Source organism: Stenotrophomonas sp. TWI377, from assembly GCF_039674525.1.
In the GTDB taxonomy this organism is placed as follows: Bacteria; Pseudomonadota; Gammaproteobacteria; order Xanthomonadales; family Xanthomonadaceae; genus Stenotrophomonas.
This window is the reverse complement of sequence record NZ_JBDJNT010000015.1, coordinates 71,089-93,122: the sequence shown is the minus strand read 5'-3', so window position 1 is coordinate 93,122 and position 22,034 is coordinate 71,089. Positions and strand designations below refer to the sequence as shown.

Sequence of the window (22,034 nt, the reverse complement as noted above, 5' to 3'; positions counted from 1 at the left end):
ACGATGAATCTGCCGCTGCACGTTGGATTGCTGGGAACGCTGGAGGCAGGGCTGATCGCGCTGTTCGTCGGGCTGCTGGTGTATGCGCTGTGGCATCGCCTGTGCCGCTGGGCAGGCTGGACCGACGGGCATGCGATCGGCTGGGCCTGCGTGATCGCGGTGGTGGCCTCGGCCGGCATCGATGCGTGGAATCTCTTCTATATGGGCATGATGCGGCTGGAGTCGCCGCTGTATGCGCGGTTGTTCCTCGCCGGTATCCATGATCCGAACGAGCTGGGCTCGCGCGTGGTGCTCGAAGTGGCCGGCGCGATCGGCGGTGTTGCACTGGGGTGGCTTCTGTTCAGTTCCCGCTCAGGCGAAAAAAACAGCAACACCGCGTGAGATTGCGTTCGCATCCGGTTAAATTCGCGGCCAATGAATGGGCGTGTTACCAACTGCTCACCTGCGGCTAACCACTGCGGTAATGCACGCGTTCGCGCAGGTGGTTAAGGCTGCGTGCGCAGCGCGGTCGAGGGGCAATATCGATTCACAAACGGGGTGGCAGTGTGGGGCCGTGCGGAAACAACAGGCCGCGCAATACCTACCAAGGAGACCACCCCAATGACTATTCGCAACCGCAAGCCCCTGATCGCCCTGATCGTCGCCGCAGGCAGTGTGCTGGCCATTCCGGCGATGGCCCAGTCGGCACAGCAGAGTGCCGCGCAGGCGCAGAATCAGGCCGCCCAGGCACAGCAGGCGGCAGCGCAGGCGGGCGACGCAGCAGATACCGCTGCCAACGCCGCCGCACAGGCCTCCGCGCAGGCCGGTGGTGGCGGTGGCCAGACGTGGGCAAGCGTCGATACCGACGGCAACGGCACCATCAGCAAGGCCGAGGCACAGGTGAACGCGGGCCTTGCCCAGGTGTTCGACCAGGCCGACACCAACAAGGACGGCGAGCTCTCGCCGGATGAATACAAGGCGTACGTGGCCGCCCAGCAGGGCAAGGCCGCCGGCAACGGCGCCCAGCAGAGCAAGTAAGGACCGGGGACACCGGTAGCGCAGTGAGGGGGAAAGGGCGGCTTCGGCCGCCCTTTCTTTATGCGCCGCCGGGGTGGGGTCGCTGGGCCGCTGTTGGTATCCTTGGCCGATGATGACTTCCCTGCCCACGCCGCAAGGCGCTATCGGCCTGGTTGGTTTTGACGGTGATGACACGCTGTGGAAGAGCGAGGATTTCTACCGCAAGGCCGAGCAGGACTACCTGGATATCCTGTCGCGCTACATCGACGTGCACGACACGCAGACCGCGCGCCACCTGCTGGAAGTGCAGCAGCGCAATCTCGGTGTGTTCGGCTATGGCGTGAAGGGCATGACCCTGTCGATGGTGGAAGCCGCCATCGAGATCACCAACCAGACCATCAGTGCCCGCGACCTGCAGCAGATGCTGGACATCGGCCACGACACCCTGCGCCACCCGGTCGAGCTGATCGACGGCGTGCGTGAGTCGGTCACCGAGATCGCCCGCGATTACCCGGTTGTGCTGATAACGAAGGGCGACCTGTTCCATCAGGAAGCCAAGATCAAGCTCGCCAAGCTGCGCGACCTGTTCCCGCGCATCGAGATCGTCTCCGAGAAAGACCCGGAAACCTATGCCCGCGTGCTGGAAGAGTTCGATCTGCCGATCAAGCGCTTCGTGATGGTCGGCAATTCGCTGCGCTCGGATATCGAGCCGGTGATCACCCTCGGTGGCTGGGGTATCCACACCCCGTACGCAGTGACCTGGGCGCACGAGACCCAGCACGGCGTGGCCGATGACGAACCGCGCATGGTCGATGCCCCGACCGCCTTCGACTGGCCGCAGGCCCTGCGGACCATCGAAGCCAAGGCCGCACAGGCCGGATGATGCGCGCCGGCCTGCTCGCGCTGCTGCTGATGCTGCCCGGGGCAGCCACGGCCGAGCAGACCCCGGAGAAGTCCGCAGCGTACGTGGTGGACACCGGCGATGCCTGGGTGGATGCCCAGCTGCAGGACATCAACCACTACGCCGAACGCTACCCGGACAGCTTTCTGGATGAAGTCTCGCGCTATGCCGGTGTCTCGCGCGGCTATATCGCCGCGCTGATGCACACCCACGGCTGGCAGGCCGGCGACATCTACTTCGCCTGTTTCTGGGCGCATGTGATCGAACGTTCCTGCCGCGAGAGCGTGCAGACGTGGTCGCGCACGGTTCCGGAGGACGGTGAGGCCAAACGCTGGGAAGCGGTGGTGGCCCAGCTGCCGGTCACGCCGACCAACCTGCACTGGCGCGCGCTGCGCCACGCCATCGTCGCCAGCCATGACCACTGGGACCGACCGGTGACGCTCGACGCCACGCTGCAGCGCCAGCTCGGCAACCGCGAGCAGCGCCAGCGTGCGGCGAGCAGTCCCACGCCACCCGCGCGCTGAGTTGCCGCGCACGCACCCACCGGGTGCCATCGGGTAGAGCCACCCCATGGGTGGCTGCCCTTTGCGACCATTGCATTCCGTGCAGCAACCCATGGGGTGGCCCTACCCGGTTGTCCCTTTGCTGCTGTGCAGATCGCGGTAACCCACGCCCTCGGCGACAATGCAGCGCTTGCTGCACCTTCCCCCGTGATCCGTTGCCGAGTACGTCATGAGCACCGACCGTTTCGTTTCACCCGACGATATCCGCAGCCTGTTCGCCCAGGCGATGTCCACCATGTACCGCGCCGAGGTGCCGCTGTACGGCACGCTGGTCGACCTGGTGGCCGAGATCAACGATGCCGTGCTGACCGCCCATCCGGCGCTGGCCGAGCAGTTGGACCGCACGGACGAACGCGCCCGGCTGGACCAGGAACGCCACGGTGCGATCCGGGTCGGCACGGCCGAAGAACTGGCCACGCTGGGCCGCCTGTTCGCGCTGATGGGCATGTACCCGATCGGCTACTACGACCTCTCGGTGGCCGGTGTGCCGGTGCATTCCACCGCCTTCCGCCCGCGCACCGCGCAGGCGCTGGCGCGCAATCCATTCCGCGTGTTCACCTCGCTGCTGCGGCTGGAGCTGATCGAGAACGCCGCGCTGCGCGAGCAGTCCGCTGCCATTCTTGCCCAGCGCCGGATCTTCACCGACACCGCGCTGGCCCTGATCGCGCAGGCCGAACGCGACGGTGGCCTCGACGAGGCCGATGCGCGCCGCTTCGTCATCGAGGCGCTGGAGACCTTCCGCTGGCACGGCGATGCCACGGTATCGCTGGATACCTATCACGCGCTGCACGACGCGCACCGGCTGATCGCCGACGTGGTCAGCTTCCGTGGTCCGCACATCAATCACCTGACCCCGCGCACGCTGGATATCGACGCCGCGCAGGCCGGCATGCTCGCCCGTGGCATCGACGCCAAGGCGGTGATCGAAGGTCCGCCACCGCGGCGGTGCCCGATCCTGCTGCGCCAGACCAGCTTCAAGGCGCTGGAAGAAACCGTGCACTTCCCCTCGGGGGAGGCTGGGGATGCCGGCACGCATACCGCGCGTTTCGGTGAGATCGAACAGCGGGGCCTCGCCCTGACGCCCAAGGGCCGTGCGCTGTATGACCAGCTGCTTGCGCAGGCGCGCGACAGCGGTGGCGCCGGGAGTACCGGTCAGGATTACCCGACGCGTCTGGCCGCGGCATTCACTGCCTTCCCGGACGACCACGACACCCTGCGCCGCGAGGGCCTGGGGTACTACCGCTACGCCCTGACCGACGCCGGTCGCGCCAACCCGGCGGCCGTTGCGGATCTCCCGGCCGAAGCGCTGATTGCCGCCGGTCTGGCCAGCGCCGACCCGATCGTCTACGAGGATTTCCTGCCGGTCAGCGCCGCGGGCATCTTCCAGTCCAATCTCGGCGGCGACGAACAACGCGCCTACGCCGCGCACGCCAACCGCGATGCCTTCGAGCAGGCGCTGGGCATGAAGGTGGAGGACGAGTTCGCCATCTACGCGCGGCTGCAGGCCGAATCGCTGGCGAGCCTGCGGAACCGCTGACGGCGAGCGATCGCTGACCGCGCGGTGACCGCCCTGCAGACGGGATCCTGAGCCACGCGGGGGCCGCTCCCCGGGTAGTGCCGGCTGCTGGCCGGCTCTTCATGTACCAAACGCGCATCCGGGCTTGCGGACGGTAATGCGTGGAGCCGGCCAGCGGCCGGCACTACCACGAAACAGAACGCCCCGGTCCGTGCATCGCAACACGGAAACAGAACGCCCCGGTCCGTGCATCGCGACACGGAAACAGAACGCCCCGGTCCGTGCATCGCGACACGGAAACCGAACGCCCCGGTCCGTGCATTGCAACACGGAAACCGAACGCCCCGGCAGGTACCGACCGTTGGTCGGTACCGTGCAGCATCAGGCCTTCATCGTCCCGGTATCCAGCCACCGCTGGTGCCACGACAGCGCTTCCGGCAGCAGGTGCGGAGTGTGCTTGCCGTAACTCTCACGGCTCGCACGGTCGAAGTAGTCATTCAACTGATCGCGGAAATCCGGATGCGCGCAGTTGTCGATCACCACCCGCGCACGCTTGCGCGGGGTCAGGCCGCGCAGATCGGCCAGGCCCTGTTCGGTGACGATGACCGACACATCGTGCTCGGTGTGATCCACGTGGCTGACCATCGGCACGATCGCCGAGATGCTGCCGTTCTTCGCCGTCGAAGGACTCAGGAACGCGGACAGGAAACCGTTGCGCGCGAAATCGCCCGAGCCGCCGATGCCGTTCATGATCCGGCTGCCCATCACGTGCGTCGAATTGACGTTGCCGTACAGGTCGGCCTCGATCATGCCGTTCATGCCGATGCAGCCCAGGCGGCGCACCAGTTCCGGATGGTTCGAGATTTCCTGCGTGCGCATGATGATGCGCTCGCGGTAGAAATCGATGTGTTCCTTGAAGGTCTCGTTCGCCTGCGGGCTCAGCGCGAAACCGGTGCAGGAGGCGTAGCTCAGCACGCCATCGCGCAGCAGATCGAGCATGCCGTCCTGGATCACCTCGGTGAACGCACTCAGATCGCGGAAGCCGCTCTTGGCCAGCCCGGCCAGCACCGCGTTGGGAATGTTGCCGACGCCGCTCTGCAGCGGCAGCAGGTTGGCTGGCAGGCGGCCCTTGGCCACCTCGTGCTTGAGGAACTCGATCAGGTACTGCGCGATCTGCTCGCTGGTGGTGTCGATCGGGCTGAACGGGCTGTTGCGGTCCGGGCCGTTGGTGCGCACGACGGCGACGATCTTGTCCGGGTCGCAGCGCAGCGCGGTCTCGCCGATGCGGTCGTTGGCGTGCACCAGCGGAATCGGCTTGCGGTGCGGCGGCAGCGCGGTGCCGTAGTAGATGTCGTGCATGCCGTCCACGCCGGCCGGCTGCCATTCGTTGACCTCGACGATCACCTTCTTGGCCAGGTCCAGCCAGGTCTTGTTGTTGCCAACCGAAGTGGAGGGCACCAGCGAGCCATCCTCGCGGATCGCCGAGACCTCGATCACCGCGGTATCGATATCGCCATAGAAACCGAACCAGACGTGCTGGGCGACATGGCTGAGGTGGATGTCGATGTAATCCAGCTTGCCCTCGTTGATGCGGTTGCGCGCATCCGGGTCGCTCTGGAAGGGCATCCGCATCGCGATGCCATCGGCCTTGGCCAGCGCGCCATCCAGCTCCGGTGCGGTCGAGGCGCCGGTCATCAGGCTGATCTGGAAGGGCAGGCCCTGGGCGTGCACCGCTTCGATGCGCTGCGCCAGCGCGACCGGCACCGCCTTGGGATAACCTGAACCGGTAAAGCCGCTCATGGCGACGGTTTCACCCGGCTGGATCAGGGCGGCGGCGGCCTCGGCGGAGACAACGCGGTCACGCATACGCGCGTTTGCAATGCGATCGACAGACATGACGACAACGTTTTTGGGGGGATCTCCATTATCGGCGATCCACGCAGGGGCAGGGGTTCTACCTTGGTGGGATGGCGTTTTCAGTTCGTCGCTCCCCTGTTCAGGTTTCCGGCCTACTTCTGTACCCGCAAGTATTGTTTTGCAGTGCAGCGTGCAAGTTCGTCGCCGACCCTAGAAGATCGACCTGCATCCCGACGTGGGGGAGGGAGCAGAGCCCGCTGGCAGTTCGCTGCAAGCGGGCTTTTTTATGTCTCGCCTTCGGAACACCGGGGCGCCGATGGGTCTCGCGCGTCGACACGCGCCCGGTCATGACCGCGCAACCGGTGAACACGCTTCTTGCCCTGCAGGGCGACCCGCGCCGGGCATAATCCCCCCATGCCGATCTCCGACCTCGCCGCGCCCGCGCGCGTCCCCGACGCCCTTGTTCCCCTGGTGGATCGCGCCCTGGCGCGCCTGGCCCTGTCGCTGACCGACGCCGGCCACTGGCCGCCTTCGGCGCCCGTACTGGAGACCCTGCGCGCGCTGGCCGTCACCAGCGACTTCGCCATCGACACCCTGTGCCGCCAGCCGGCGCTGTTGTCGCATCTCACCCAGGAAGGCTGCCCACCGCTGCCCCTGCCGGCACTGGATCCCCTGCAGCCCAGTGAATGGCAGCAGCGCCTGCGCCGCTACCGCACCGCCGCCTCCACCCGCCTGATCTGGCGCGACCTGACCGGGCAGGATGACGTGCCTGCCACGCTTGCCGGTGCCACGCGCCTGGCGGAGGCGTGCCTGCAACTGGCGCTCTCCGCGCTGGAGCAGGAATTCACCGGCCGCCACGGCGTGGTCCGTGCGGCGGATGGCAGCGCGCAGCAGCTGGTCGTGTTCGGGCTGGGCAAGTTGGGCGGTGGTGAACTCAATTTCAGTTCGGACGTGGACCTGGTCTACGCCTACCCGCAGGGCGGCGAATCCGATGGCGCGCGCCCGCTCGCCGCCGAGGAATACTTCGCACGCCTTGGCCAGCGCCTCGCGCGGTTGCTTGATGACACCACCGTGGATGGCTTCAGCCACCGCGTCGATCTGCGCCTGCGTCCCTTCGGCAATGCCGGGCGCGTGGCGCTGTCGTTCGCCGGCATGGACCAGTATTTCCAGCGCGAAGGCCGTGACTGGGAGCGCTATGCCTGGCTGAAGGCGCGTGCCGTCGCCGGTGATATCGCCGCGGGCGAAGCGTGGCTGCAGACCCTGCGCCCGTTCGTCTACCGCCGCTATCTGGATTTCACCGCGCTCGATGGCCTGCGCGAGATGAAGGCCGCGATCACCGCCGAGGTCTCGCGCCGCGAGATGCACGACGACATCAAGCGTGGCCCCGGCGGCATCCGCGAAATCGAATTCCTCGCGCAGGCCCTGCAGCTGATCCGTGGCGGCCGCGAAGCCCCACTGCGCGAGCGTCGTCTGCTGCACGCGCTGCCGGCGCTGGTCGCCTCCGGCCAGATGGCCGAGCAGGATGGCGCCGACCTGCTGCATGCCTACGGGTTCCTGCGGCGCCTGGAAAACCGCCTGCAGATGCTGCGCGATGCACAGACGCATGCGTTGCCCACCGACACCACCGACCGCCTGCGTATCGCCAGCGGACTCGGTTACGAAGACTGGGACGCGCTGGTTGCCGCGCTGGATGTGCAGCGCGAGCGCGTCAGCACCGAGTTCGCCGCACTGCTCGCACCGCGCCGTGGCCAGGCCGCGCCGGATGCGCTGGCCAGCTACTGGCGCGGCCTGCCCGACAACGGCAGCGCCGAGGTGCTGGCCGAAGCCGGCTTCTTCGATGCCGGCAGCGCCGATCAATCGCTGCGCGACTTCGCGCAGAGCTCCGGGGTGAAGTCCTTGTCCGATGCCGCGCGTGCGCGCCTGGACCGCGTGCTGCCGGCGCTGCTGCACGCCGCCACGCGCTCACCGCAGCCAGATGCCGCGCTCAAGCGCGTGCTCGGCCTGCTGCAGGCGATTCTGCGCCGGACCAGCTATCTCGCCCTACTCGACGAACAGCCCAGCGCATTGGCGCGCCTGGTCGACGTGCTTGCACGCAGCGCACTGCTGGCCGAGCGCCTGGCGGCGTATCCGCTGTTGCTCGATGAACTGCTGGACGTGCGCGTCTCCGGTCCGATGCCGGACGCCGCGGGCATGCAGGCCGAGTGCGCTGTCGCGCTGACCATCGAGGATCCCGAAGCCGCGCTGCGCCTGCTCAACGAGACCCGGCTGGCGCTGAGCTTCCGCATGGCGATGGCCACGCTGGATGGTCGCCAGCGTGCCGTCGACACCACCCGGCAACTGGCCGAACTCGCGCAGGCGGTGGTCGTCACCGTGCTCGCGCTGGTGCAGGCCGACATGCAGCGCCAGCACGGCGGCATTCCCGGCGGGCGTTTCGCCATCATCGGTTACGGCAGCCTGGGCGGACTGGAGCTGGGCTTCGGCTCGGACCTGGATCTGGTCTTCCTGCACGATCACCCGGCCGATCAGGACAGCAGCGACGGCCCCCGCCCGCTGGACCCCGGCCGCTGGTATGCGCGCCTGGCGCAGAAGGTGATGGCGATGCTCGGCGCGGTCACTGCCGCCGGCCGCCTGTACGACATCGACGTGCGCCTGCGCCCGGATGGCGGCAAAGGCGCGCTGGTGTCCTCACTGGCCAGCTACACCGAATACCAGCGCGAACGCGCCTGGACCTGGGAGCACCAGGCACTGGTGCGTGCCCGCGCCATCGCCGGTGATGACTCGCTGTTGGCCGACTTCGAACGGGTACGCGCGCAGACGCTGGCGCGCCCGCGCGACAACGCCGTGCTCTACAGCGACGTGCTGAAGATGCGGGCGCGCATGCGTGCCGAACTGGACCGCAGCGATGCCGCACGGCTCGATCTCAAGCAGGGCGCAGGTGGCATTGTCGATCTCGAATTCCTGCTGCAGACCGGCGTGCTCGACAGCGCCGGTACGCACCCGCAGGTGGTGCAACCGCGCGATACCCCCAGCCTGATCGACGCGCTGGCCGACATCGCCTGGCTGCCCGGCGGCACCCGCGCTGGCCTGCATGAGGCGCATGCGGCGCTGCTGGATGTGGGCCTGGCCTGCACGCTGGACCGCCGCCCACGCCTGGCGCCACCGACACCTGCATTGGAAGCGGCACGCGCGATGATCACCGCGGCAAGCGATGCGGCAGGGTTGCCGTTCCAGCAACAGATCGATGTCGTCAGCTGACGGCGGTTTGCACCGTCACCGACCTCGAACCGCTCTGGCACCGGTAGTGCCGGCCGCTGGCCGGCTCCCATGAACTCTGCAGAGCCGGCCAGCGGCCGGCACTACCCATCGTGATGCCCGACCGATAGCGATACCCGACCGATAGCGATGCCCGACCGATAGCGATGCCCGACCGATAGCGATACCCGGCCGATAGCGATGCCCGACCCAGGGTGATGCCCGACCGCCAGCGCTACACCGGGCGATCGGCGCGATGTCACACCGCGCGCGGCGCCATCTTCCACAGCAACGCGCGGAACGGCGCCAGCAGGAACACGCCGATCGTCAGCTTCACCGCGAGATCGCCCAGCGCCCAGCTCACCCACGGCAGGCTGGAACCGGCGAACGCGATGCTCCAGAAAATCGTCGTATCCAGCGTCGCGCTGCAGGTGGTCGCCACCATCGGCGCGCGCCACCAGTGCCCACGGCGCAGCCGGTCGAACACGGTGATGTCCAGCAGCTGCGCAGCGATGAAGGCCAGGCACGAGGCCACCGCGATCCGCGGCGTGGCGATCCAGATCGACAGCAGCACCGCCAACGCAAACCCGGCCCAGGCCACCCGCCGTGCCGCCTCCGGCCCAAAGCGGCGGTTGATCAGATTGCTGACCAGGAACGCCACCGGGTAGCTGAAAGCGCCCCAGGTGAGCCAGTCGTTGATCGGGTACTGCACCAGCACGTTCGAGCCCAGCACCACCGCGCCCATGGCCAGCACCGCCAGCAACAGCGAGCGCGGGGTCAACGGGGCAAAGGCAAGGGCAGGACGCGCGGACATGGCGGGAATGGGGCAGGCATGCAAGGGGCGGCATTATGGTGGCAGTTTCAGCTGTCTGCCACTTGCAAGCTTAAGCCGCAACAGACGTTTCGCTCGGGTACCATCAGAGTCCTTAGGACTCTGATGGTACCCGAGCCAGTCGCCTTCTGCCTGAACCTGCAGCACATCCGTGAGCTGTGACTCTGCAGCTGCTTCACGCGCAGATGGCTGGATTCGTAGTACCATCAACGTCCTGAGGACGTTGATGGTACTACGCACCAACGGTGTGTAAGAACTCAGCAAGAGGCCTGACTTATGTCCACCCAATCCCAGCTAGCGTGGCGCGACGCACTCGACCTCAAAATCCGTGAGGAGTTCAGGGCGCCCGTGATCAGCAACCATGCGCTGGCGGTTGCTCTGATTCAGCTACTTGATAAGGCTGAATACGCCGGCCGACCTGTGCGGCTCCCTCGCAGCGAGCTGGACCGCAAGACGTTTTTTTCCGCTCGCCAAGCCTTGATAGACCGCGGGGCGCTGCTCCCGGAGCGGGGATTGCCCAATTCCCTTTTACGCATCCCCGGGCGCAAGGACGCTTCGCCGGGTGAAGTAATGTGCGCGATTGATCCTTTTGGGCACGTTGCCTTCCTGAGTGCGATGGAATTCCATGGCCTCACCAACCGCCTGCCCAAGATTCTCTACTTCGTCACTTTCGACGCCGTGTCATGGCGTCAGCAGGCGTTGCAGCGGATGCAGCGTGAACTGGGCGATCTCCTCGCGGTCTTCAACGACGCTGACCTGCCCCCGTTGCAGTACTCGAACATCAGGCGACTCAACGGCGTCGTCATCGAAACCCTGCGGACGAAGGATGCAGGCGATTGGCGACATGCATTGGACGGTGCGCTACGGGTGACAGGCGTCGGGCGCACCTTTCTGGACATGATCAAGCGGCCCGAGCTATGTGGTGGTATCCGGCATGTCATCGAGGTGTTCGAAGAACATGCGCTGACCTATCTCAATGCCATCGTTGCCGAATTCAACACACATGGTGGGAAGATCGACTGTGTGCGTGCCGGCTACATATTGAACGAGCGATGTGGGATCGACCGCGCTGAAATTGATGCCTGGGTTGTCCATGCTTCACGAGGTGGGTCGCGAAAGCTGGATGCGCAGGCGGAGTACTCGCCAGACTTTTCCGAGAAGTGGAGCCTCTCCATCAATGCCTAGTCTGCTTCACGACATTCCGGTCTGGGTCCGCTCGGCAGGCGTCCAGCAGGTGCCGCTACGGCAAGCGGTCCATTGCGTGCTCGAGACCATTGCGCGGACCCCTCGGCTGAGAGCATTGCTCTGCATGAAAGGGGGCATTTTGATGGCCCTGCACTACGACAGCCCCCGCTTCACCACCGACATCGATTTCTCCACGCCGGATTCGTTCACCGAAGAGGCAGAGAAGGAAACGGTGGCGCTGATGTCTGCCGTGCTTCCGGGCGTCGGCGAAACGCTTGGTTATGACGTGGAGTGTCGGTTGCAGGGGCATAAGGTAAGGCCCAACCGCGAGGGCACACGAGTCAACCTCACCATGAACATTGGATATGCCCTCAAGGGCACCCCAGCGCATAGACGTCTGGCGGCGGGCCAGTCGCCGTTCTCGCTTTCGATCGACTTCAGCTTCAGGGAGCGCATCCCTGCCTCGGAAGAGGTGGAGATCGGCGAGGGGGGACATCTGTGCGTTTACGGTTTGACTACGTTGGTTGCCGAAAAGATGCGTGCGCTGCTTCAGCAGCCACTCCGCAATCGATACCGCCGGCAGGACGTGTTTGACCTTCATTACCTGCTCGAACAGCGCTCGGAGCTTTCGCTCCCGCAATGGCAGAGGGAGGTGCTGAGTGACCTGCGGATCAAGTGCGAGGACCGCTCCGTTTCTCTGAGTGCTGACGCGATCGATGACCCCGCCGTTGCCGAGCGCGCCGAACGCGACTACGACACGCTTCTGGCGGAGGTTGACGGCGACGTTCCGCCATTCCACATCGCCTTTGAGCGCGTCCGCACCTACTTCCACACGCTGCCTTGGCAATAGGTGCGGGACCTACCAGCGTTCGCTCATGCTGGTAGCCGCCGCATCCTGGGTCGGCAGGAACGCCAGCGCAGCGCCTTCGGCATTGGCCACCATCCAGCCCGCACCGGCCGGCGTCGGGGTGAACGCCAGCACATCGCCCACCTTCACGCCTGCCGCCGGATTGTCGGCACGCGCCGGCCATGCCACCACGGCCGGTGCCTCGGGGGCCTGCGGGTTCTTCAGCACCACCTGGTAGCTGCCGTCCGGTTGCTGCGCCACGTGCTCCACGGTAAGTGGCGGCATCGGCGCGGCCTTCTGTCGCTTTGCGGCCCGGGCGGCGCGGTTGTGCGGCATGGCGGCGTCATGCAGTTCGCTCACGCCCAACGCGCTGAGCCAGACCGGGGCGGTGATCACCGCCAGGCTCACCACCGAGGTGGTGAGGACGCTGCTGGTGACCGGCGAGGCATTGCTGAGGTTCTGGGCGCTGACCGGCAGGCTGGTCGCGAGCAAGGTCAGCGCCAGCAGTGGCGCAGCGGCAGGACGGAATATCCGGTTCATTCACCAGCTCCACGAGACAGCGGACAGCGAGGGGTCACCAACGTGCACTCGGCTGCGCGGCCGCCGCATCGGTGGGCAGGAAGGCCAAGGCCGTGCCCTCGGCCGTGGTCACCGTCCAGCCGGCGCCGCCCTGGGTGGGTGTCAGCGCCAGTACGTCGCCCACCGCCACCGCGGCTGCCGGGTTGTCCTCGCGCGCAGGCCAGGCAATCACGGCCGGCTCGTCCGGTGCCTGCGGGTTCTGCAGGGCCATTTCGAGGCCGCCGTCGGGCGTGCGTTCCACCTTCTCCACGGTGAGCGGCGGCAGCGGACCGGCTTTGCCACGGGCGTCCTTGGCCGCGCGGCTGCGTCGGGCCGAAGCATCGCTGGCCTTGCTCAGGCCGGCCGAGACCAGCCACACCGGTGCGGTCACCACCACCACGCTCACCACCGAGGTGACGATGACGCTGCTGGTCACCGGGTGATTGATGCCCACCACCTGCGCGGGCGCGGGCAGGCTGGCCGCGCCTACGGCAATGGCCAGCAGCGGTGCAACGACTGCGCGCGAAACACGTGTCATCGAAGATCCTTCTGATGTCTCAACATAGGTCCGCAGTATGCCCGCTGGCGTGCTGCCCGCCGCTGACTCACGGTTTGGGGGCGGTAATGCCTTTCACCGGCACATGCGGCACGGCCAGCTCCTGCTGCAGACTGCTGCGCAGTTGCAGGAAATCAAAGATCGATTCCACCGTCACCACCGAGTAGTTGCCGGAAATGCGCTCGCTGGCCGGGTGGTCGGTAACGGCGGCATTGGGCACGAAGAAGCGCGCGCCCAGCCGCTTGGCCACGCCGATGTGCAGCGTGCTGGGGGTATACATGTGCCGCTGCAGCCATTGCTGGGCCTGGGTACGGTTGACGATCAGGGTGCGCTCTTCCACCTGCGCCATCGCCGCGCCCAGCACTTCCAGCACCCATTGGTTGGAATTCTGGTACTCGGTGCGGAACGGATAGGCCACCACGCTGTAGCGCGCCTCGTGCAGCGCCTTGGCTTGGATCGCCGGCTGGGTGAGCATCGCCTTGACTGCATCGCGCAGCGCAGGTGTCGGCACGCCGATGCGCAGGTCGGTATGGCTGGAGGTTTCGCCGATGAAGGTGGCGACCCCTTCGCGGAACAGGTGCGACTCGGCGGTCTTGCACGGATTGAGCAGGTGCACCGCGCGCCACTGGCCGTCGTCTTCGCGCAGCAGGAAGGCCAGATGGCTGTGGCGCAGGCCGTACTTGCTCAGGTCCTGGCCACCGCGGGCGATCAGCACCACATCCACGCCCTCGAGTGCATCCAGCGCGTCGGTGGTGGCCAAGGCCACATCGAACATGGAGGCCAACGCGGCCGGAGTGGGATAGCGTTCGGTGCACTGCGGTTCGGCGTGTGCGGTCAGCGTAGCGCCCAGCAATACCGCACACAGCAGGGCGGGATGCAGGCGCTTGATCAGCGCAGCGCAGGGTACGTCCATGTCACACGGTCTCCGGCGGCACCGGCCGCGGCCGCATCATAACGCTGCGCGATGCCGTCAGGCCTGAATCCCCAACCGCGCACGTACTTCATCGGCAACGCGCGTGGTCTCGCGCAGCGGCTCGATGCGGCCCTGCGTCTGCCAGTCCAGCCAGCGCGTCTGCAACCGGCCACGTTCGCGCAGCGCGTGCTGGAAGTGTGCGAGTCGCCCTTGCGCCTGGTCGGCCAGGGCCACGGCGACCGGCATGCGCGTGGCGCACGCTTCAGAAAGCAGGTTCACCGAATCCGGCGAGACCACCACGCGGTTGGCCCAGCCCAGCAGCCCGGCATACGGGTTCACGCCGTCGCCGCCATCGCCCCAGATCACATTCGGTACCTCGGCAAACGCACTGCGCAGCGCCCCGACCAGGGCCGGTGGGGTACGTCGCGAGGTCGTGGCCAGCAGGCTGCCGCCTTCCTCGCGCAGCTGGGACGCGAGCTGCTGGAACACCTGCACCATGTCCGGCTCGTGCCAGGGCGCATGCGGGGTCGGCCCACCGACCAGCAGCGCGGTGCGCGGGCCGGGCAGGGCGCTGAACGCGGCGAATGCCGCACGGCCGCAGGCCAGCCAGTCATCGTTGACCGGATTGAGGCTGCCGAGCAGGGTGAGCACGTTGCTGCCGCGCAGGCGGTCGTGTTCGGGCACGACCAGCAGGTCCCAATGGCGCGGGCTGAGGCGAGGGTCGAGGATCTGGACGACCCTGGTGCCACGGCGGCGCAGTTCGCGCAGCGCGCCGGCGGCCTGGCGGCCACACCCAATGGCCAGTTCGGGTACCTCGGTGGCAAGCGTGGCGAAGGCCTCGCCGTAGCCGTTGGCGGCACCCGGCAACCAGCGCGGGGCCAGCCAGCGCCAGGGCGCGCGCGGGGTGAGCACCAGCGGACGATGCGCCCCCAGCTTCAATGCCGTGGCCAGGGCCACCGCCTGCCGCACATTGCCGGCACGGCCGTCAGTGATCGTCCAGGGCGGACTCCATCGTTTCACGTATGGCATTAATTCGTTTCAGTCAGGCTGGGTGTTGCAACTGTCGCGACACTCTACACTGCCAGCCTTCGCCGATCGCGCGGTCGCCCTGCCACGGTAGCCGATGCGCGAACGATTCCCCTTGTTTCCGGAGGCTTCATGTCCCACGTCCTTGACGATGCTGCGCTCGATCAGTTGTTCCGTACCGCCCGCACCCAGAACGCCTTCCTTGATAAGCCGGTCGACGACAGCCAGCTGAAGGCGCTGTACGAGCTGCTCAAGTGGGGCCCGACCGCCGCCAACGGCAGCCCGGCGCGCTTCGTGTTCGTGAAATCCCCGGAAGCCAAGGCCAAGCTTGCCCCGGCCCTGTCCGAAGGCAACCACGACAAGACCCTGGCCGCCCCGGTCACGGTGATCGTCGCCTTCGACGAAGACTTCCACGAGAAGCTGCCGTTCCTGTTCCCGCACACCGATGCCAAGGCGTGGTTCGACGGCCCGCGTGAAGGTCGCACCGAAGGCGCGTTCCGCAATGGCAGCCTGCAGGGCGCCTACCTGATCCTGGCCGCGCGCGCGCTGGGTCTGGATGCCGGCCCGATGTCCGGGTTCGACAACGCCAAGGTCGACGAAGCCTTCTTCAAGGGCACCGCGATCAAGTCGAATTTCCTCGTCAACCTGGGGTACGGTGACGCCTCGGGCCTGTTCCCGCGGCTGCCTCGCCTGTCCTTCGACGAAGCCGCCCGCATCGCATAAGCGTTACCGCCGGATCGTGGCCCGTCCGTGCGGATGGGCTGCATGAATTTTTTTCTTTTCCCTTCGATTACGAGAGAGACCTGACATGACCGTGACCCGCAAACTGCTGCTGCCGCTCGCCCTGACCCTGGCCATCGCCGCCTGCTCCAAGCCGGCCGACGAAGCCGCTGCTCCGGCCGCTGACGCGCCGGCCGCCACCGAAACCGCCGCCCCGGCGGCAGATGCTGCGGCTGCCGCCCCGGCTGCCGAGGCCATCCAGATCGCCTCGGGCACCTACAAGCTCGACCCGACCCACACCGACGTGCTGGTCCAGTGGAGCCACTTCGGCTTCTCGCACCCGACCGCCCACTTCGGCAGCGCCGAAGGCACCCTGGTGTATGACGCCGCTGACGTGACCAAGTCCACCGTGGAAGTGAAGCTGCCGCTGACCGGCCTGAACAGCTTCACCGCCAAGTTCGACGAGCACCTGAAGAGCGCCGATTTCTTCGACGCCGCCAAGTTCCCGGCCGCCACCTTCAAGAGCACCAAGGTGGAAGCCAACGGCACCAACAAGCTGACCGTCACCGGCGACCTGACCATCAAGGACATCACCAAGCCGGTGACCCTGGATGTCACCATCAACGGCGGCGGCGAGCACCCGATGGCCAAGGTGCCGGCGGCAGGCTTCGATGCCACCACCACCATCAAGCGCAGCGATTTCGGCGTCGGCGCGTACGCCCCGAACGTCAGCGATGAAGTGAACATCCGCATCACCACCGAGGCGACTGGCGAAAAGCCGGCTGCCTGAGTTTCTCCTCACTCGTCGTGAGAAGGCAGAAAGCCCGCCAATTGGCGGGCTTTCTTTTTGTGCGACCGCCGATCGACACACGGTAGTGCCGGCCGCTGGCCGGCAACCAGGAATCCCGCCGAAGCGCAGCCACGCATGGCGTGGCTCTACCGTTGACGCGGCCGGGGTAGATCCACAGCGCAGCCACGCATGGCGTGGCTCTACCGTTGACGCGGCCGGGGTAGATCCACAGCGCAGCCACGCATGGCGTGGCTCTACCGTTGACGGGACCGGGGTAGATCCACGCCATGCGTGGATATCAGCGCGATCAAGCCGCCGCCACCTGCGCGCTCACCTTGCCCAGCCACAGCGTGGTGAAATCGGTTGGCGTGCGCCGCGCCGGCGCGGTCAAGCCGCTCTCACGCAGGAACGCATGGGTGGCCTGCGCAAACGCCTGGCGGGCCAGCAGCGCGGCCTGCTTCACCGAGGCCTGCTGCTTGCGCAGCTGCACGATCTGCAGGCTCGGCTTACCGGGCATCGCGTACTTCTGGTAACGGCGCAGCTCATCGGCGACCAGGTCGATATCGATGTTCGCCTGCACCAGCGCGGCCTGCGCACGGGCCAATGGCACCAGGGCGGTGCGCAGCTGGGCGATGTTCTCGCCCACGGAAGGCGCCAGCGCCGCCAGGGCGGCATCCAGCGCGGGATCGGCACGCTCGGCGCGGTCGATCAGATCGGTCAGTGCCGAAAGAGGAGAGGCTTGCATGAAAGGCACCGGCACAAAACGCGATTGTCGCATTCGCGGCCGGTGCCCGTCGCGGGCTCAGTCGTCGTGGTGCTCGCTGCCGTGCGCCTTCCAGTAGCCGGTCGAGCGGATCCAGTCCTTCGGCACGCCCAGGTGGCCCTCGATGTACTTGCGCATCATCCGGGCCCGGCGCGATTCGGCCGCGATCCAGTAGAAGGTATCGCCGTCCGGTTCCTCGAAATCGGTCAGCACGTCTTCCAGCAGGGTGCTGCTGGCCGCGTCGAAACCGTTGCGCTCCAGCCACGAGATGCGGATGCGGTCGTCCTCCGGCAACTCTTGGCGGTCGCCGGATTCGGGGATCTCGATGTAGACATCGGCATTGGCGCCGTCCGGCAACGTCTCCAGCCAGCGGCCGATGGCCGGCAGCGCGGTCTCATCGCCGATCAGCACGTAGGTGTCGAAGTCATCGGCGGTCATGTGCGAGCCACGCGGGCCGCCCACGGCGATCGCATCGCCCGGCTGCGCGTTGGCGGCCCAGGTCGAGGCCAGGCCGTCGCCGTGCATGACGAAATCCAGCGCCAGCTCGTTGGTCTCCAGGTCCCACCAGCGCGGGGTGTAGTCGCGCGAGGGGGAGGGCGTCTGGCCGTCCGGATAGCGCGGGCCTTCCGGGGTCATCGTCGGGACCACGAACTGGCCCTCGGCGTTGGGGAAGAACAGCTTGACGTGGTCATCCGGCGAGGGCGAATCGAAGCCTTCCAGCGCCTCGCCACCGACGATCACCCGGCGCATGCACGGGCTGATCTCTTCGGTGCGCAGCACCTGCAGCGGGCGGAACTTCACGGTATGACGGAGCAGTCGGTTTTCATGCAGAGCCATGGGAATACCTGGATCAGTGCCGCAGCGCGGCGTTGAGAAAGAAGGACCTGGCGGGCGGTGGCTGGCTGGGTCTGAAACGAAGATGGGAGGTCAGCGGCCCTGCGCACGGATGTGCGCGGCGGCCTCGCGCAGCGCCTCGGCGACGGCCGCGGCGTTGTCGTCCTGCCAGCGGCCGTGGCACAGCCCCAGCGCGTGCTTGAGCTCGCGCAGTGCATCGCGCACGGACGGCGGCAGGTTGGCCTTGGTGATCGTGCGCGCGCTGTCGCGTACCCGGTGCACCGCGGCATCGACCTCGTCGCGCTGTGCCTCCAGTTCGGCCAGGCCCAGTGCGCTGAGCGCATACCGCTTGCGCCCACCGTCCTCGACCGCGCCAACCCAGCCGGCGGCCTCGAACTGCGCCAGCACCGGGTAGATCGAGCCCGCGCTGGGTGTGTAGACCCGCACGAACATGTCACTGATCAGCTGGATCAGCTCATAGCCGTGGCGGGGCTGGTCGGCGAGCAGGGACAGCACCAGCAGGCGCAGGTCGCCGCGGCTGAGCGGCCGGGCGGTCAGCGGGCGGGCAGGGCGGTCGAGGTCGCGCGGAGAGGTCATTTCGATATATCGAATGCAGTGGCGGAACGATATATCGAAAACTCCGGTTCGGCCAGCCGTGGCGCACGCATGGCAGGGATGCGTTCAGGTGAATCCAGCGTGCGACGGTGCGTGCTTGTGATGGAACACTGCACTCGGTTGCCGCCTCCCAACGGTACCGATGATCCACGCCGATGCGCGTTCAAACGCCCCGGCGTCGCGCACGATCCACGCCAATCGCCTGCGCCGCAGCGCCTGCGCTGTCCATCGGTGTCCTGCTGACGCGCCGGTGTCATCGCCGCCGGGCAGGCTGAAATGCAGCGTGGAACCTTCCGACGCGGCCCTCGCGCTGTCGCCTGCTGTCCTTCCGGACACGCCTGGATGGTTCCATACGCAACCGTAGCGAAGTAAGCAAACCCCTTGGTGCGCTACACTTTGCGGCTAGAAATCTAAAACAGTCGCGCGCGTGCGTGCGGTCATGGGAGCGCAAATGAACTGGTTGAACGAGGTGCTGAACAACGACCCGAATCCTGTGGAAACCCAGGAATGGATCGAGTCGCTGAAGGCCGTTATTGATGTCGAGGGCCCCGAGCGCGCGCATCAGCTGTTGGAAGGCATGGTGGAACTGACCCGTCGTTCGGGTGCTTACCTGCCGTTCTCTCCCACCACCGAGTACGTGAACACCATCGCGCCGACCCTGGAGGCCAAGAGCCCGGGCAACGCCGAACTGGAATGGCGCATTCGTTCCATCATCCGCTGGAACGCGATGGCGACCGTTGTGCGCGCCAACCGCAAGCCGGGCGACCTGGGCGGCCACATCGCCTCCTTCGCCTCCGGCGCCACGCTGTATGACGTGGGCTTCAACCACTTCTGGCGCGCCCCGAGCGAAGACCACCCGGGCGACCTGCTCTTCATCCAGGGCCACAGCGCTCCGGGCATCTATGCGCGTTCCTTCCTGGAAGGCCGCATCGACGAAGCCCAGCTGGACAAGTTCCGCATGGAAGTCGACGGCGGTGGCCTCTCCAGCTACCCGCATCCGTGGCTGATGCCCGATTACTGGCAGACCCCGACCGTGTCGATGGGCCTGGGCCCGCTCGCCGCGATCTACCAGGCGCAGTTCCTGCGTTACCTGGAAAACCGTGGCCTGATCGAGAAGTCCGACCGCAAGGTGTGGTGCTTCATCGGCGACGGCGAGAGCGATGAGCCGGAAACCCTCGGCGCGATCGCGCTGGCCGGCCGCGAAGGCCTGGACAACCTGATCTTCGTGGTCAACTGCAACCTGCAGCGCCTCGACGGCCCGGTGCGTGGCAACGGCAAGATCATCCAGGAACTGGAAGGTGTCTTCCGTGGCGGCGGCTGGAATGTCATCAAGCTGCTGTGGGGCGGTTACTGGGATGCCCTGCTGGCCAAGGACACCAACGGCGTCCTGCGCAAGCTGATGATGGAAACCGTCGACGGCGAATACCAGAACTGCAAGGCCTTCGGTGGCGCGTATACCCGCGAGCATTTCTTCGGCAAGTACCCGGAAACCGCTGCGATGGTCGCCGGCCTGAGCGACGATGACATCTGGCGCCTCAACCGTGGTGGCCACGATCCGCACAAGGTGTACGCCGCCTACCATCAGGCCGTGAACACCAAGGGCATGCCGACCGTGATCCTGGCCAAGACGGTCAAGGGCTACGGCATGGGCAGCGCGGGTGAAGCACTGAACCCGACCCACCAGACCAAGAAGCTGGACGACGACGCCGTCCGCCACTTCCGCGACCGCTTCAACATCCCGGTGACCGACGCCCAGCTGGCCGACGGCCAGGTGCCGTTCTACCACCCGGGCCCGGATTCGCCGGAAGTGAAGTACCTGCAGGAACGCCGCGCCGCCCTGGGGGGTTACCTGCCGCAGCGCCGTCGCAAGGCCGAAAAGAGCTTCAACGCACCGAAGCTGGAAAGCTACGAGCGCCTGCTCAAGAGCAGCGGCGAGCGCAGCTACTCCACCACCATGGCCTTCGTGCAGAGCCTGAACATCACCCTGCGCGACAAGGAACTGGGCCCGCACATCGTGCCGATCGTGGCCGACGAAGCCCGTACCTTCGGTATGGAAGGCCTGTTCCGCCAGATCGGCATCTACGCGCCGTTCGGCCAGAAGTACAAGCCGGTCGATGCCGACCAGCTCATGTTCTACCGCGAAGACCAGAGCGGCCAGGTACTGCAGCAGGGCATCAGCGAGCCGGGCGCCATTGCCTCGTGGATGGCGGCCGGTACCAGCTACTCGGTCAGCAACGTGCCGATGCTGCCGTTCTACATCTACTACAGCATGTTCGGCTTCCAGCGCGTGGGCGACCTTGCCTGGCAGGCCGCCGACATGCGTACCCGTGGCTTCCTGCTGGGCGGCACCGCCGGCCGCACCACGCTGAACGGTGAAGGCCTGCAGCACGAAGATGGTTTCAGCCATATCGTGGCCGGTGGCATCCCGAACGTGCGCAGCTATGACCCGACCTTCGGCTTCGAAGTGACGGTGATCCTGCAGCACGGCACCAAGGCCATGATGGAAGATCAGATTGATGAGTACTACTACATCACCCTGATGAACGAAAACTACACCCACCCGGAAATGCCGGAAGGCGCGGCCGACGGCATCGTCAAGGGCATGTACCTGCTCACCGACGCCGGCAAGCCGAAGAAGGGCGAGCTGCGCGTGCAGCTGCTGGGTTCGGGCACCATCCTGCGCGAAGCCATTGCCGCGGCCGAGCTGCTGGACAAGGACTTCGGCGTGACCGCCGATATCTGGAGCTGCCCGAGCTTCAACGAACTGCGCCGCGACGGCTTCGACGTGGAGCGCTACAACCGCTTCCACCCGGAAGGCGAGCAGCGCAAGGCGTTCGTGACCGAGCTGCTGGAAGGCCGCCAGGGCCCGGCGATTGCCGCCACCGACTACGTGCGTGCGTACGCGGACCAGATCCGCTCGTTCGTGCCGATGTCGTACACGGTGCTGGGTACGGATGGCTTCGGTCGTTCGGATACCCGTGCGAATCTGCGTCGCTTCTTCGAGGTTGACCGGTATTACATCGCGCATGCCGCGATTGCGGCGCTGGCGAAGGAAGGGAAGATGACGGCTAAGGATGTGGCCCGGGCGATCAAGCAGTACAAGATTGATCCTGAGAAGGCTAATCCTGTCGGGGTTTGAGGCTTAGGACATGGTTCAACAAAAAGCGGCCGAATGGCCGCTTTTTTTCTTTTCCATAGTTGCCCTCTTCTGCTTTCATGTGTAGCAACGTGGTCCATTGGCTGGAGCTATCCAACTGGGTAGTATCGATCTTTCTAATTGACCGATGAGCGGGCGAAGTCGCCCATTTCA

The 22,034-nt window shown here is 66.4% G+C and carries 20 protein-coding genes; 11 read left to right on the top strand and 9 right to left on the bottom strand.

The window, feature by feature from the left end:
- The first annotated feature begins 3 nt into the window (after positions 1-3).
- From ABE546_RS13680 to ABE546_RS13660, 5 genes are all read left to right on the top strand, one after another.
- Entirely contained in the window at positions 4-381 is a 378-nt protein-coding gene (locus ABE546_RS13680) for a hypothetical protein (protein WP_346464088.1), read from the top strand.
- A 219-nt stretch (positions 382-600) separates the two neighbouring features.
- Entirely contained in the window at positions 601-1,017 is a 417-nt protein-coding gene (locus tag ABE546_RS13675; RefSeq protein ID WP_259262113.1) for an EF-hand domain-containing protein, read from the top strand.
- Positions 1,018-1,126: 109 nt separating this feature from the next.
- On the top strand, positions 1,127-1,879 hold the full coding sequence (locus tag ABE546_RS13670; RefSeq protein ID WP_346464086.1) for an HAD family hydrolase: 753 nt from the start codon (positions 1,127-1,129) through the stop codon (positions 1,877-1,879).
- On the top strand, positions 1,876-2,421 hold the full coding sequence (locus tag ABE546_RS13665; RefSeq protein ID WP_346464084.1) for a hypothetical protein: 546 nt from the start codon (positions 1,876-1,878) through the stop codon (positions 2,419-2,421). The genes ABE546_RS13670 and ABE546_RS13665 overlap by 4 nt, the downstream gene beginning before the upstream one ends.
- Before the next feature lie 208 nt (positions 2,422-2,629).
- A complete protein-coding gene (locus tag ABE546_RS13660) occupies positions 2,630-3,997 on the top strand; it encodes a VOC family protein (RefSeq protein WP_346464082.1) in 1,368 nt (455 codons plus the stop codon).
- A 360-nt stretch (positions 3,998-4,357) separates the two neighbouring features.
- Here ABE546_RS13660 and ABE546_RS13655 read toward each other — a convergent pair whose 3' ends face one another.
- Positions 4,358-5,872, bottom strand: a complete 1,515-nt coding sequence (locus tag ABE546_RS13655) for an acetyl-CoA hydrolase/transferase family protein (RefSeq protein WP_346464080.1) — start codon at positions 5,870-5,872, stop codon at positions 4,358-4,360.
- A gap of 375 nt (positions 5,873-6,247) precedes the next feature.
- On the opposite strand from ABE546_RS13655, the gene glnE reads away from it, so the two are divergent.
- Positions 6,248-9,088, top strand: coding sequence for a bifunctional [glutamate--ammonia ligase]-adenylyl-L-tyrosine phosphorylase/[glutamate--ammonia-ligase] adenylyltransferase (gene glnE / locus ABE546_RS13650; protein WP_346464078.1), 2,841 nt, complete (start codon positions 6,248-6,250; stop codon positions 9,086-9,088).
- 256 nt (positions 9,089-9,344) lie between these two features.
- Here the strand turns inward: glnE and ABE546_RS13645 are convergent, their stop codons facing one another.
- On the bottom strand, positions 9,345-9,899 hold the full coding sequence (locus tag ABE546_RS13645; RefSeq protein WP_346464076.1) for a queuosine precursor transporter: 555 nt from the start codon (positions 9,897-9,899) through the stop codon (positions 9,345-9,347).
- 294 nt (positions 9,900-10,193) lie between these two features.
- Between ABE546_RS13645 and ABE546_RS13640 the strand changes: the two genes are divergently transcribed.
- The gene (locus ABE546_RS13640; RefSeq protein WP_313220105.1) at positions 10,194-11,102 is read left to right on the top strand and encodes a hypothetical protein; all 909 of its coding nucleotides are present in this window, start codon (positions 10,194-10,196) and stop codon (positions 11,100-11,102) included.
- Positions 11,041-11,952 carry a nucleotidyl transferase AbiEii/AbiGii toxin family protein gene (locus ABE546_RS13635; RefSeq protein WP_313220139.1) on the top strand — a complete coding sequence of 304 codons (912 nt, stop codon included), beginning with the start codon at positions 11,041-11,043 and terminating at the stop codon, positions 11,950-11,952. Before ABE546_RS13640 ends, ABE546_RS13635 begins: the two co-directional genes overlap by 62 nt.
- A gap of 9 nt (positions 11,953-11,961) precedes the next feature.
- On the opposite strand, the gene ABE546_RS13630 is transcribed toward ABE546_RS13635, so the two are convergent.
- The 4 genes from ABE546_RS13630 to ABE546_RS13615 form a co-directional block, all read right to left on the bottom strand.
- On the bottom strand, positions 11,962-12,489 hold the full coding sequence (locus ABE546_RS13630; RefSeq protein ID WP_346464074.1) for a hypothetical protein: 528 nt from the start codon (positions 12,487-12,489) through the stop codon (positions 11,962-11,964).
- Positions 12,490-12,523: 34 nt separating this feature from the next.
- Entirely contained in the window at positions 12,524-13,045 is a 522-nt protein-coding gene (locus ABE546_RS13625; RefSeq protein WP_346464073.1) for a hypothetical protein, read from the bottom strand.
- A 67-nt stretch (positions 13,046-13,112) separates the two neighbouring features.
- Positions 13,113-13,976: a DUF2145 domain-containing protein gene (locus ABE546_RS13620; RefSeq protein ID WP_346464071.1), complete on the bottom strand. Its 864-nt coding sequence runs from the start codon at positions 13,974-13,976 to the stop codon at positions 13,113-13,115.
- Between the two features lie 57 nt (positions 13,977-14,033).
- Positions 14,034-15,005, bottom strand: coding sequence for a mitochondrial fission ELM1 family protein (locus tag ABE546_RS13615; protein ID WP_313211647.1), 972 nt, complete (start codon positions 15,003-15,005; stop codon positions 14,034-14,036).
- Between the two features lie 129 nt (positions 15,006-15,134).
- On the opposite strand from ABE546_RS13615, the gene ABE546_RS13610 reads away from it, so the two are divergent.
- Both ABE546_RS13610 and ABE546_RS13605 read left to right on the top strand, forming a co-directional pair.
- Entirely contained in the window at positions 15,135-15,725 is a 591-nt protein-coding gene (locus ABE546_RS13610; protein ID WP_088434587.1) for a malonic semialdehyde reductase, read from the top strand.
- 85 nt (positions 15,726-15,810) lie between these two features.
- Entirely contained in the window at positions 15,811-16,512 is a 702-nt protein-coding gene (locus ABE546_RS13605; RefSeq protein WP_121042323.1) for a YceI family protein, read from the top strand.
- 307 nt (positions 16,513-16,819) lie between these two features.
- Here ABE546_RS13605 and ABE546_RS13600 read toward each other — a convergent pair whose 3' ends face one another.
- The 3 genes from ABE546_RS13600 to ABE546_RS13590 form a co-directional block, all read right to left on the bottom strand.
- Positions 16,820-17,257, bottom strand: coding sequence for a hypothetical protein (locus ABE546_RS13600; protein WP_346464070.1), 438 nt, complete (start codon positions 17,255-17,257; stop codon positions 16,820-16,822).
- Positions 17,258-17,314: 57 nt separating this feature from the next.
- Positions 17,315-18,112 (bottom strand): siderophore-interacting protein, encoded by a 798-nt coding sequence (locus ABE546_RS13595; RefSeq protein WP_346464068.1) that lies wholly within the window; start codon positions 18,110-18,112, stop codon positions 17,315-17,317.
- Positions 18,113-18,202: 90 nt separating this feature from the next.
- On the bottom strand, positions 18,203-18,706 hold the full coding sequence (locus ABE546_RS13590; RefSeq protein WP_070471510.1) for a PadR family transcriptional regulator: 504 nt from the start codon (positions 18,704-18,706) through the stop codon (positions 18,203-18,205).
- Positions 18,707-19,175: 469 nt separating this feature from the next.
- Between ABE546_RS13590 and aceE the strand changes: the two genes are divergently transcribed.
- The gene (aceE, locus tag ABE546_RS13585; RefSeq protein WP_346464067.1) at positions 19,176-21,863 is read left to right on the top strand and encodes a pyruvate dehydrogenase (acetyl-transferring), homodimeric type; all 2,688 of its coding nucleotides are present in this window, start codon (positions 19,176-19,178) and stop codon (positions 21,861-21,863) included.
- Positions 21,864-22,034: the final 171 nt, after the last annotated feature.

Excerpts from the sequence above, each read along its gene's own strand:
- ABE546_RS13640 (WP_313220105.1), top strand. The coding sequence starts at position 10,194 with ATGTCCACCCAATCCCAGCTAGCGTGGCGCGACGCACTCGACCTCAAA.
- ABE546_RS13630 (WP_346464074.1), bottom strand. The coding sequence starts at position 12,489 with ATGAACCGGATATTCCGTCCTGCCGCTGCGCCACTGCTGGCGCTGACC.
- ABE546_RS13680 (WP_346464088.1), top strand. The coding sequence starts at position 4 with ATGAATCTGCCGCTGCACGTTGGATTGCTGGGAACGCTGGAGGCAGGG.
- ABE546_RS13635 (WP_313220139.1), top strand. The coding sequence starts at position 11,041 with ATGCGCAGGCGGAGTACTCGCCAGACTTTTCCGAGAAGTGGAGCCTCT.
- ABE546_RS13600 (WP_346464070.1), bottom strand. The coding sequence starts at position 17,257 with ATGCAAGCCTCTCCTCTTTCGGCACTGACCGATCTGATCGACCGCGCC.
- ABE546_RS13645 (WP_346464076.1), bottom strand. The coding sequence starts at position 9,899 with ATGTCCGCGCGTCCTGCCCTTGCCTTTGCCCCGTTGACCCCGCGCTCG.
- ABE546_RS13675 (WP_259262113.1), top strand. The coding sequence starts at position 601 with ATGACTATTCGCAACCGCAAGCCCCTGATCGCCCTGATCGTCGCCGCA.
- aceE (WP_346464067.1), top strand. The coding sequence starts at position 19,176 with ATGAACTGGTTGAACGAGGTGCTGAACAACGACCCGAATCCTGTGGAA.
- ABE546_RS13625 (WP_346464073.1), bottom strand. The coding sequence starts at position 13,045 with ATGACACGTGTTTCGCGCGCAGTCGTTGCACCGCTGCTGGCCATTGCC.
- ABE546_RS13620 (WP_346464071.1), bottom strand. The coding sequence starts at position 13,976 with ATGGACGTACCCTGCGCTGCGCTGATCAAGCGCCTGCATCCCGCCCTG.
- ABE546_RS13655 (WP_346464080.1), bottom strand. The coding sequence starts at position 5,872 with ATGTCTGTCGATCGCATTGCAAACGCGCGTATGCGTGACCGCGTTGTC.
- ABE546_RS13595 (WP_346464068.1), bottom strand. The coding sequence starts at position 18,112 with ATGGCTCTGCATGAAAACCGACTGCTCCGTCATACCGTGAAGTTCCGC.
- ABE546_RS13615 (WP_313211647.1), bottom strand. The coding sequence starts at position 15,005 with ATGCCATACGTGAAACGATGGAGTCCGCCCTGGACGATCACTGACGGC.
- ABE546_RS13590 (WP_070471510.1), bottom strand. The coding sequence starts at position 18,706 with ATGACCTCTCCGCGCGACCTCGACCGCCCTGCCCGCCCGCTGACCGCC.
- glnE (WP_346464078.1), top strand. The coding sequence starts at position 6,248 with ATGCCGATCTCCGACCTCGCCGCGCCCGCGCGCGTCCCCGACGCCCTT.
- ABE546_RS13670 (WP_346464086.1), top strand. The coding sequence starts at position 1,127 with ATGATGACTTCCCTGCCCACGCCGCAAGGCGCTATCGGCCTGGTTGGT.
- ABE546_RS13665 (WP_346464084.1), top strand. The coding sequence starts at position 1,876 with ATGATGCGCGCCGGCCTGCTCGCGCTGCTGCTGATGCTGCCCGGGGCA.
- ABE546_RS13660 (WP_346464082.1), top strand. The coding sequence starts at position 2,630 with ATGAGCACCGACCGTTTCGTTTCACCCGACGATATCCGCAGCCTGTTC.
- ABE546_RS13610 (WP_088434587.1), top strand. The coding sequence starts at position 15,135 with ATGTCCCACGTCCTTGACGATGCTGCGCTCGATCAGTTGTTCCGTACC.
- ABE546_RS13605 (WP_121042323.1), top strand. The coding sequence starts at position 15,811 with ATGACCGTGACCCGCAAACTGCTGCTGCCGCTCGCCCTGACCCTGGCC.